The organism is Synechococcus sp. 63AY4M2, from assembly GCF_002760475.1.
Lineage (GTDB): Bacteria > Cyanobacteriota > Cyanobacteriia > Thermostichales > Thermostichaceae > Thermostichus.
The window spans coordinates 1,267,426-1,274,925 of record NZ_AXUX01000001.1; the positions used below are offsets into that span (position 1 = coordinate 1,267,426).

General features: G+C 61.2%; 6 protein-coding genes (1 of these 6 only partly in view). 3 read left to right on the plus strand and 3 right to left on the minus strand.

Annotation, left to right across the window (positions count from 1 at the left end):
- A partial coding sequence (locus SYN63AY4M2_RS05690; protein WP_143597426.1) for a MerR family transcriptional regulator occupies positions 1-248 on the minus strand: 248 nt, incomplete at its 3' end.
- A 227-nt stretch (positions 249-475) separates the two neighbouring features.
- Between SYN63AY4M2_RS05690 and SYN63AY4M2_RS05695 the strand changes: the two genes are divergently transcribed.
- Positions 476-1,078, plus strand: coding sequence for a 2'-5' RNA ligase family protein (locus SYN63AY4M2_RS05695; RefSeq protein ID WP_011429235.1), 603 nt, complete (start codon positions 476-478; stop codon positions 1,076-1,078).
- Here the strand turns inward: SYN63AY4M2_RS05695 and gap are convergent.
- Positions 1,063-2,082 (minus strand): type I glyceraldehyde-3-phosphate dehydrogenase, encoded by a 1,020-nt coding sequence (gene gap, locus SYN63AY4M2_RS05700; protein ID WP_099887259.1) that lies wholly within the window; start codon positions 2,080-2,082, stop codon positions 1,063-1,065. The two genes, SYN63AY4M2_RS05695 and gap, sit on opposite strands and share 16 nt — an antisense overlap.
- A gap of 184 nt (positions 2,083-2,266) precedes the next feature.
- Positions 2,267-2,782 (minus strand): cyclic nucleotide-binding domain-containing protein, encoded by a 516-nt coding sequence (locus tag SYN63AY4M2_RS05705; RefSeq protein WP_011429233.1) that lies wholly within the window; start codon positions 2,780-2,782, stop codon positions 2,267-2,269.
- A gap of 274 nt (positions 2,783-3,056) precedes the next feature.
- Between SYN63AY4M2_RS05705 and SYN63AY4M2_RS05710 the strand changes: the two genes are divergently transcribed.
- Complete coding sequence (locus tag SYN63AY4M2_RS05710; RefSeq protein ID WP_099887260.1) at positions 3,057-5,951, plus strand: helicase-related protein; 2,895 nt, start codon at positions 3,057-3,059, stop codon at positions 5,949-5,951.
- Positions 5,948-7,500, plus strand: partial view of an endonuclease domain-containing protein gene (locus SYN63AY4M2_RS05715; protein ID WP_099887261.1) — the 5' end (the start) only. The gene runs 3,028 nt beyond the window's last position; the window shows 1,553 of its 4,581 coding nt (coding positions 1-1,553); the start codon lies at positions 5,948-5,950; the stop codon falls past the right edge of the window. Before SYN63AY4M2_RS05710 ends, SYN63AY4M2_RS05715 begins: the two co-directional genes overlap by 4 nt.

The window sequence follows — 7,500 nt, forward strand, 5'->3', positions numbered from 1 at the left end:
AGGTCAACCAGTCTTGCAATCGGTCTCTCCAAGTCTGGTTTCTGCCCTCGACTGCTGACTCGGGCGTACAAAACGACTCGTTTGGCTTTCTTTGGCGTTCTGATGTAGCTGTCGAGGTCATACCTTTTCGCCCTACCGGATGGTGTACGTACTGCATGGATCCAGCCCTTCTGTTCCCATCGCCTCAAGGTGTGGAGACACACCCCAAAATAATCCGCCGCTTCTCTCGGTTTTACATACCTAGCCATACCAAGCAGCCATACTGAACATACTGGGCATTATTTTCAGTATAGTCCAGCATATCATTGACTAGAGTCATGCTCCTACTGCCACCGAATAATCACTAGATAATTATATGAGTAGTTAAAGAAGACGTCGGGCATCCCGACAAACCTTCTGACCCCTAGGAAATGGGGTAGAGGCCTGGGGATGTGCTGCCCTAGCCTGGATAAAAGGATCCCTCACCTGTCCGGCAATGCTGATCGATGCTCCCCAACAGCGGCTATTTCTCGCCCTCCTTCCCCCACCAGACCTGCAGGAGCAAGTGACCGCCATTAAACAACAGTTTGCCGAGCAATTCGCCAGCCGCGCAGCCCTGCGCTCGCCCCCTCACATCACCCTGGTGCCTCCTTTCGAGTGGCCCACTGCCCAGCTGGCGGCCCTGACAGGATCCCTAGAAGCATTTGCTAAGGAGCAGGCGCCAGTTGCCGTTGAGCTCTGTGGCTTCGGCGCCTTCCCGCCACGGGTTATTTATATTCACGTCGAGCCCTCCCCCGAGCTGCAACAGCTTCAGGCCAAGGCCCAGCGGCACATGAGCCTCCTTCTCAAGCAAGAAGAAGCAACGGCTCCAGCCCGTCCCTTTGTGCCCCACATGACTGTGGCCTTCCGGGATCTCCAGCCGGCCCAGTTCCGCGCCGCCTGGCCGCAGTTCAAGGCTCGCCTCTTCCAGGGATCCTTTCTCGCCTCTGCCCTGACCCTCCTCCTCCATGACGGCAAGCGCTGGCAGGTTTTTGCCGAATTCTCCCTCTCCGCCTCTGAGGGATTGAGGCAGGAAACAACAGCCTACTCAACCCAGTGAGCAGCCATATATTCAGCTAGATCCAGCACCCGCTGCGAGTAGCCCCACTCGTTGTCGTACCAGGCCATCACCTTCACCAGATCCCCGTCCAGCACGCTGGTCATCTCGGCATCCACAATCGCCGAGCAGTCGTGGCCGCGGTAGTCGATGGAGACTAAGGGGATATCGGAGTAGGCAATGATCCCTTTCATCGTGGTCTCTGAAGCGTCCTTGAGAGCCGCGTTCACCTCCTCGGCAATCACGCGCCGCTCCGTTTGCACCACCAAGTCCACCAGCGACACGTTGGGCGTGGGCACCCGTACCGCCACCCCGTTCAGCTTGCCCTTCAGTTCGGGGATCACCAGCGCCACCGCCTTGGCCGCCCCGGTGGTGGTGGGCACCATGCTCAACGCCGCCGCCCGCGCCCGTCGCAGATCGCGGTGGCCGCCATCCAAAATCCGCTGGTCACCGGTGTAGCTGTGGGTAGTGGTCATCGTGGCCCGCAAGACGCCGAACTTGTCCAGCAACACTTTGAGGATGGGGGCAAGGCAGTTGGTGGTGCAACTGGCGTTGCTGACAATGTTGTGCCGCACCGGGTCATAGGTGTGTTGGTTAACGCCATATACAAACGTGGGAATGTCGCCCCCCTTGGCCGGAGCGGTGATCACTACTTTTTTGGCTCCCGCCTCAAGGTGCTTAGAGGCCCCTTGATAGTCTACGAACACCCCTGTAGCTTCAATAACAAGATCCACCTTCCACTCTTTCCAGGGCAGGTTGCTGGGGTTGCGATCGGAAACGGCGTGGATATGCTTGCCGTTAACCACCAGGCCACCCTCGACGGCCTCCACTTCCGCCCCTTGCAGCGGCCCGAGAATGGAATCGTATTTGAGCAGATGGGCAGCCGTGCGGGCGTCTGATGTGTCGTTGATGGCAACAATATCGAGATTGGACTGGGAGCGACCCAGCCAACACCGCAAAAAGTTGCGACCGATACGACCAAATCCGTTGATGGCTACCCTGACCACTGCTCTTAACCTCGCTGCTTGAAGTGCTTTGGGGCTGCTTAGCACATAATACCGCAACCCCTGGCTATTCTGAAGATAAAATTTGGGATCCCACCGCTTGATTTATTTCTGGCCTCTTTTTTGAGTAGTATCAACTGATATTTAACTTTAGGGATCCCGGCCTGCCTGCAGGGGTTGGCTTTCCTCAAGCGGGGTAGCGCTGCTGCAGCAAGGCCATAGCCGAGGCCACGTTTTCGGCTCCCCGCTGTTCCAGCAGATCCGCGAACATGCTGTCGAGCCAAAAGACGCGCTCGCCGATGATCTGGGTCCAGGCGCGGTAGAGCTTCAGCTGGACTTCCAGGGGCAATAGGAGCAGCCCCTCGCGGGAGAGGCGCAGGGTTTGCACTTCGGTCAGGCTCACCGCGGTAAAGGAACGTCGCCGTCCCGTCAGCAAGGAAAGTTCCCCAAACACGCGCCCGGCATGCAGCGTGGCCAGCCAATAATCGCCGGGATGGCGCATGTACTGGCGACGCAGCTCCACGATCCCGCTGAGAACTACGTATAGGTCGCTACTGGGATCCCCTTCTTGGAAGATCACCTGGCCGGGGGAAAAGCGGCTGGGCAGTAGGGCAGCCGTCAATGCCTTCCACTCAGCATCTTCCAAAGACTGAAAGAGCAAGTGCTCGCGAACGCGCTCAAACGGATAACGGCTGCTGCTCATCGGGCAAGCGGCTGGAAGTGCTTGGGGCCAGCTCTGTTTCATCCTACCGTCACCCCACGTTTTGGGTAGGAGGGATCCCTGCAAAAGGCTTGGGCGAGACCCAACTGGGCCATTTTCCAACACGTAGAATTTTTGCCGGCCATGGCGCCGGCAGAAGTTCTGTCCAGGCAGGCTGTAGGGGGTTCTCAAAAAAGCCGCAGAAGCTCGGCAGTCATTCCCGGAAAGCGGCAAAGATGTATACCAAATGGAGAAAGCTCTCTAGGGATCCCGATCGATGCAGCCTGGCTCAATTGTTTGCTGCCGCCACCGCGAGTGGGTGGTGCTCCCCGCTGATTCCGAAGAAGGGGTAGTGCTGCGGCCCCTTACTGGTACGCCAGAGGATGCGATTCACATTCACCGACAACTGATGAACCTTGTAGGCGGCACCTTGCCCTTTGAGCGCATCGAGCCGGCCTTCTTCCCGCTGCCCTGCGCCGACCGAGTTGCCGATGCTGCAGCCGCCCATCTCCTCTGGCAGGCAGCGCGGCTTATCTTGCGCGAGGGCGCCACTCCCTTTCGCTCGCTGGGGCGCATCTCCATCCGGCCCCGAACCTACCAGTTTGTGCCGTTGCTCATGGCGCTGCGCCTTGATCCGGTGCGGCTGTTTATTGCCGACGACGTGGGAGTGGGCAAGACCATCGAAGCGCTGCTGATAGCCAGAGAACTTCTGGATCGCGGCGAGATCCGGCGCTTTTGTGTCCTTTGCCCGCCTTATTTGTGCGAGCAGTGGGCCAGGGAGCTGGCCGAGAAGTTTCACCTCGAGCCGGTAGTTATCCGCTCGGGGACGGTAGGGCAACTGGAGCGGCAAACCCCGCTGGGACAGAGCCTCTACGAATACTTCCCGGTGCAGGTGGCCAGCATTGATTTTGTCAAAACAGAGCGCAACCGCCCTCAATTTTTACAGTTTTGTCCTGAGCTGGTCATTGCCGACGAAGTGCACGGTGCGGCGGCGGCCAGTTCCGGCAGAGCTCAGCAGGAGCGGCATGCCCTTTTGAGAGCCATTGCCCAAGCGCCCAACCGCCACCTGATTCTGCTGACGGCTACTCCCCACAGCGGCATCCCAGAGGCCTTCCGTTCCTTGCTGGGGCTGCTGCGGCCTGAGTTTGAGGCGTGGGACTTTCAGGATCTCACTGAGAGCCAGCGCCTCGAGCTGGCCCGTCACTTTGTCCAGCGCACGCGGCGGGACATTAAGGAGACCTGGCAAGAAACCGCCTGCTTCCCAAGCCGAGAAGCTGAAGATGAGACCTATGACCTTTCGCCCCGCTACCGCGAGCTGTTTGAGCGCACCTATGCCTTCTGCGCGGAGCTGGTGCGCACCGGCCAGCAGATGGAACAGCGGCGGCGGCGAGTACGCTACTGGGGGGCGCTGGCTCTTTTGCGCTGTGTCATGTCCAGTCCGGCAGCGGCCTTGGCAGCGCTGGCCAATCGCGGTGCAGGCTCCCGGGAGGAAGAAGCTGAAGAGGCCGAGGAGAGCTTTAGCCGCTGGGTGTTCGAGTCAGCAGAAGAGCGTACTGACGACGAATTACCGCTGCCAGCCCTCGAAGCAGCAGATCAAACTCTGCCCGACAGCGACCGCCGCCGGCTGCGCGAGCTCGCCCGCCTGGCTGGTCAACTGCGTGGCGTAGACCAAGACACCAAGCTGGCGCGGGCCATCGAGCTAGTGAAGCGGCTCCTCAAAGAGAGCTTTCACCCCATTCTCTGGTGCCGCTATGTGGCCACGGCGGAGTATCTTGCCGACCACCTTCGACAACACCTGGGATCCGCAACTCAGGTAGCCTGCGTAACCGGCCGCATGGGCGACGAGGAGCGGGAGGCCAAGATTGCGGAAATGGCCGTTGACCAGCCACGGGTGCTGGTGGCCACCGACTGCCTCTCGGAAGGGATCAACCTGCAGGAAAAATTGACAGCCGTCATCCACTACGACCTGCCCTGGAACCCCAACCGGCTGGAGCAGCGGGAGGGGCGGGTGGATCGCTACGGCCAACGGGCCCCCCGGGTCAAGGTCATTCGTTTTTTTGGGCGAGATAACCCTGTGGACGGCGTGGTGCTAAAGGTGCTGCTGGACAAGGCGCGGGAAATTCGCCGCACCCTTGGCACCCACGTGCCTGTTCCCGAAGCGAGTGAAAGCGTTACCCAGGCGGTGCTGGAGGCGCTTTTTTTGCGCCAGGGATCCGGCTCAGGGGAGCGCCAGTTGGAGCTGGATCTGGGGATGGCAGAGGTGAGCCGGTTTCACGCCCGGTGGGATCGCTCTGCCGAGCAGGAGCGGCGCAACCGCACCCGTTTTGCCCAGCGATCCCTCAAGCCTGAAGAAGTGCAGCGGGAACTGGAGGCTACAGACGCCGTGCTGGGGGATCCGCAGGCAGTACAGCAATTTTTTCTCGCTGCCGCCCAGCGCCTGGGCCTGGCCGTGATCCCTGACCGGCAGTCTGGAGTCTTCCAGGTCAACCTCAGCCGAGAGGGCACGGCAACCCTGCCGGAGGCCATTCGTTCAGCCCTGCCCCAGCCCAAGGGTGGACACTGGCGGATTAGCTTTGTCTCCCCCACGCCAGAAGGAGCGGAGTACGTTGGCCGCAACCACCGCCTCATCGCTGCCCTGGCCCACTTTTTGCTGGAGAAGGCTCTAGATAATCCTGAAGAGGCCGTCGTCTCCCGCTGCGGGGTTGTGCGGACGCGGGCTGTGGCCGAGCTCACCACCCTCTTGTTGCTGCGCGTGCGCTACCTGGTGGAGCAGCCGCTGGCTCAGCCTCTGCTGACGGAGGAGGTGCTGGTGCTGGGAGGGGTTGGCCTGGAAAGAGGCGCAGCCCGCTGGCTGGAAACTGGGGCAGCGCTCCAGCTTTTGGCCAAAGCCACGCCAGATGCCAACCTGCCGCTCGCGGAAAAGCAGGAGTTGGTGCAGCATGTGCTAGACAGCCTCAGCCCCTGGCCGCCGACTGCAGAAAACTGGGGCCTAGGACACCCCCTTCAGCAAGGGATCCGGGAGGCCATTTGCCGGCGGGCTGGCGAGCTGGCTGATGCCCACAGGCGCATCCGACAGGCTATCTCCCAGCGCGTGCGCGGGCTGGAGGTTAAGCCGCAGTTTCCCCCGGATCTGCTGGGAATTCTTGTCCTACAACCTCTGCTGTCCAGATGAGCCAATTTCCTGCACTACGCCTTGAAGGGGGCCTCTTGGGGCCGGACATCCTGGAGCAGCTTTTGGCCGGCGAGCTGCCGGGCCAGAAGCCGAGAGACTTTGGGCTAGACGACAAGCGCAGCCTGACCGAGGAGATGGCCAGCGTCTTTGCCGATGCCCGCACCCAGTGGGAAGTTTTCCGCCGTCGGCTGGCCCGTCTGCCAGAAGGGGATCCGGCCACGTCGGTTACCCGCGATGCCTGGGTCATTCCCTTTCTCAGCCTTCTGGGCTACGAGCTGCGCTACAACCAGCGGGCCTACGAGATTGACGGCGCCACCTTTGCCATCTCCCACCGAGCTGGCGAAGCAGAGGACGCTCCGCCGGTGCACATTGTGGGGGTGCGCCAGGAGCTGGGACGGCTGGCTCCTACTGGCAGGCCGCGTCTAGCCCCTCACTCGCTGCTGCAGGAGTATCTCAACCGCAGCGAGCACCTCTGGGGCATCGTCACCAACGGGCTGATCCTCCGCCTGTTGCGAGACAGCACCTTTGTGCGCCGGCAGGCCTATGTGGAGTTTGACCTGCAGCAGATCCTGGAGGAGCAGCGCTTTAACGACTTTGCCATCCTGTTTCGCCTGTTGCACCGCAGCCACCTGCCCCAAAGGGCGGAGCAGGCGCGGGAGTGTTGGCTGGAGAAGTACTACCAGCAAGCTCTGGAACAGGGGGGGCGAGTCCGCGAGCGGCTGCGGGATGGGGTGGAAGAATGCCTCAAGGGCTTGGCCAACGGCTTTCTTGCCCATCCCAAAAACTCCCAACTGCGGGAGCGGCTGGCCTCTTCTGGATTGAACCGCCTCACCCCGGAGGAGTTCTACCGACAACTGCTGCGGCTGGTCTATCGCTTTTTGTTTCTCTTGGTCTCGGAGGAGCGGGGGCTTATCAGCGCCAGTCCTCTCTACCGGGATCACTACGGCGTGGGTCGGCTGCGGCGGCTTTTGGAGCGGCGCAGCGCTTTTACGGAGCATGAGGATCTCTGGTGCAGCCTGCGGGTGCTCTGGAGGGTGCTTTCCCAAGAGGAGCTGGCGGAGCTGCTGGGGGCTGCTCCTCTCAACGGAGAGCTGTTTGCCCCTCTGGAGCTGGATGAGTGCAGCCTGAGCAACCGGGATCTGCTGCAGGCCTTCTGGCATCTGGCCTACTACCGAGAAAACGCGACCTCCCCGCCGCGCCGGGTTAACTATGCCGCTCTCGATGTGGAAGAGCTGGGATCCGTCTACGAAAGCCTGCTCGACTACCGGCCCCAGATCTTGTTTACTGCGCAGGCGACGCCTCAGTTTGAGCTCAGCTACGGCTCCGAACGCAAAAGCACCGGCTCCTACTACACCCCGCCAGATCTGGTGGCGGAACTTGTCCGCTCGGCCCTAGAGCCGGTGCTACAGGAGCGGCTGAAGTCTGCAGCCAGCCGCGAGGAAAAGGAACGGGCCATCCTCTCGCTGCGAGTTCTGGATCCCGCCTGTGGCTCTGGACATTTTCTCCTGGCGGCTGCCCGGCGTCTGGGCAAGGAGCTGGCCAAGGTTCG

What these genes read in the sequence shown, in the direction of transcription:
- SYN63AY4M2_RS05695 (WP_011429235.1), top strand. Translation starts at nt 476, where the DNA reads ATGCTGATCGATGCTCCCCAACAGCGGCTATTTCTCGCCCTCCTTCCC.
- SYN63AY4M2_RS05705 (WP_011429233.1), bottom strand. Translation starts at nt 2,782, where the DNA reads ATGAGCAGCAGCCGTTATCCGTTTGAGCGCGTTCGCGAGCACTTGCTC.
- SYN63AY4M2_RS05710 (WP_099887260.1), top strand. Translation starts at nt 3,057, where the DNA reads ATGCAGCCTGGCTCAATTGTTTGCTGCCGCCACCGCGAGTGGGTGGTG.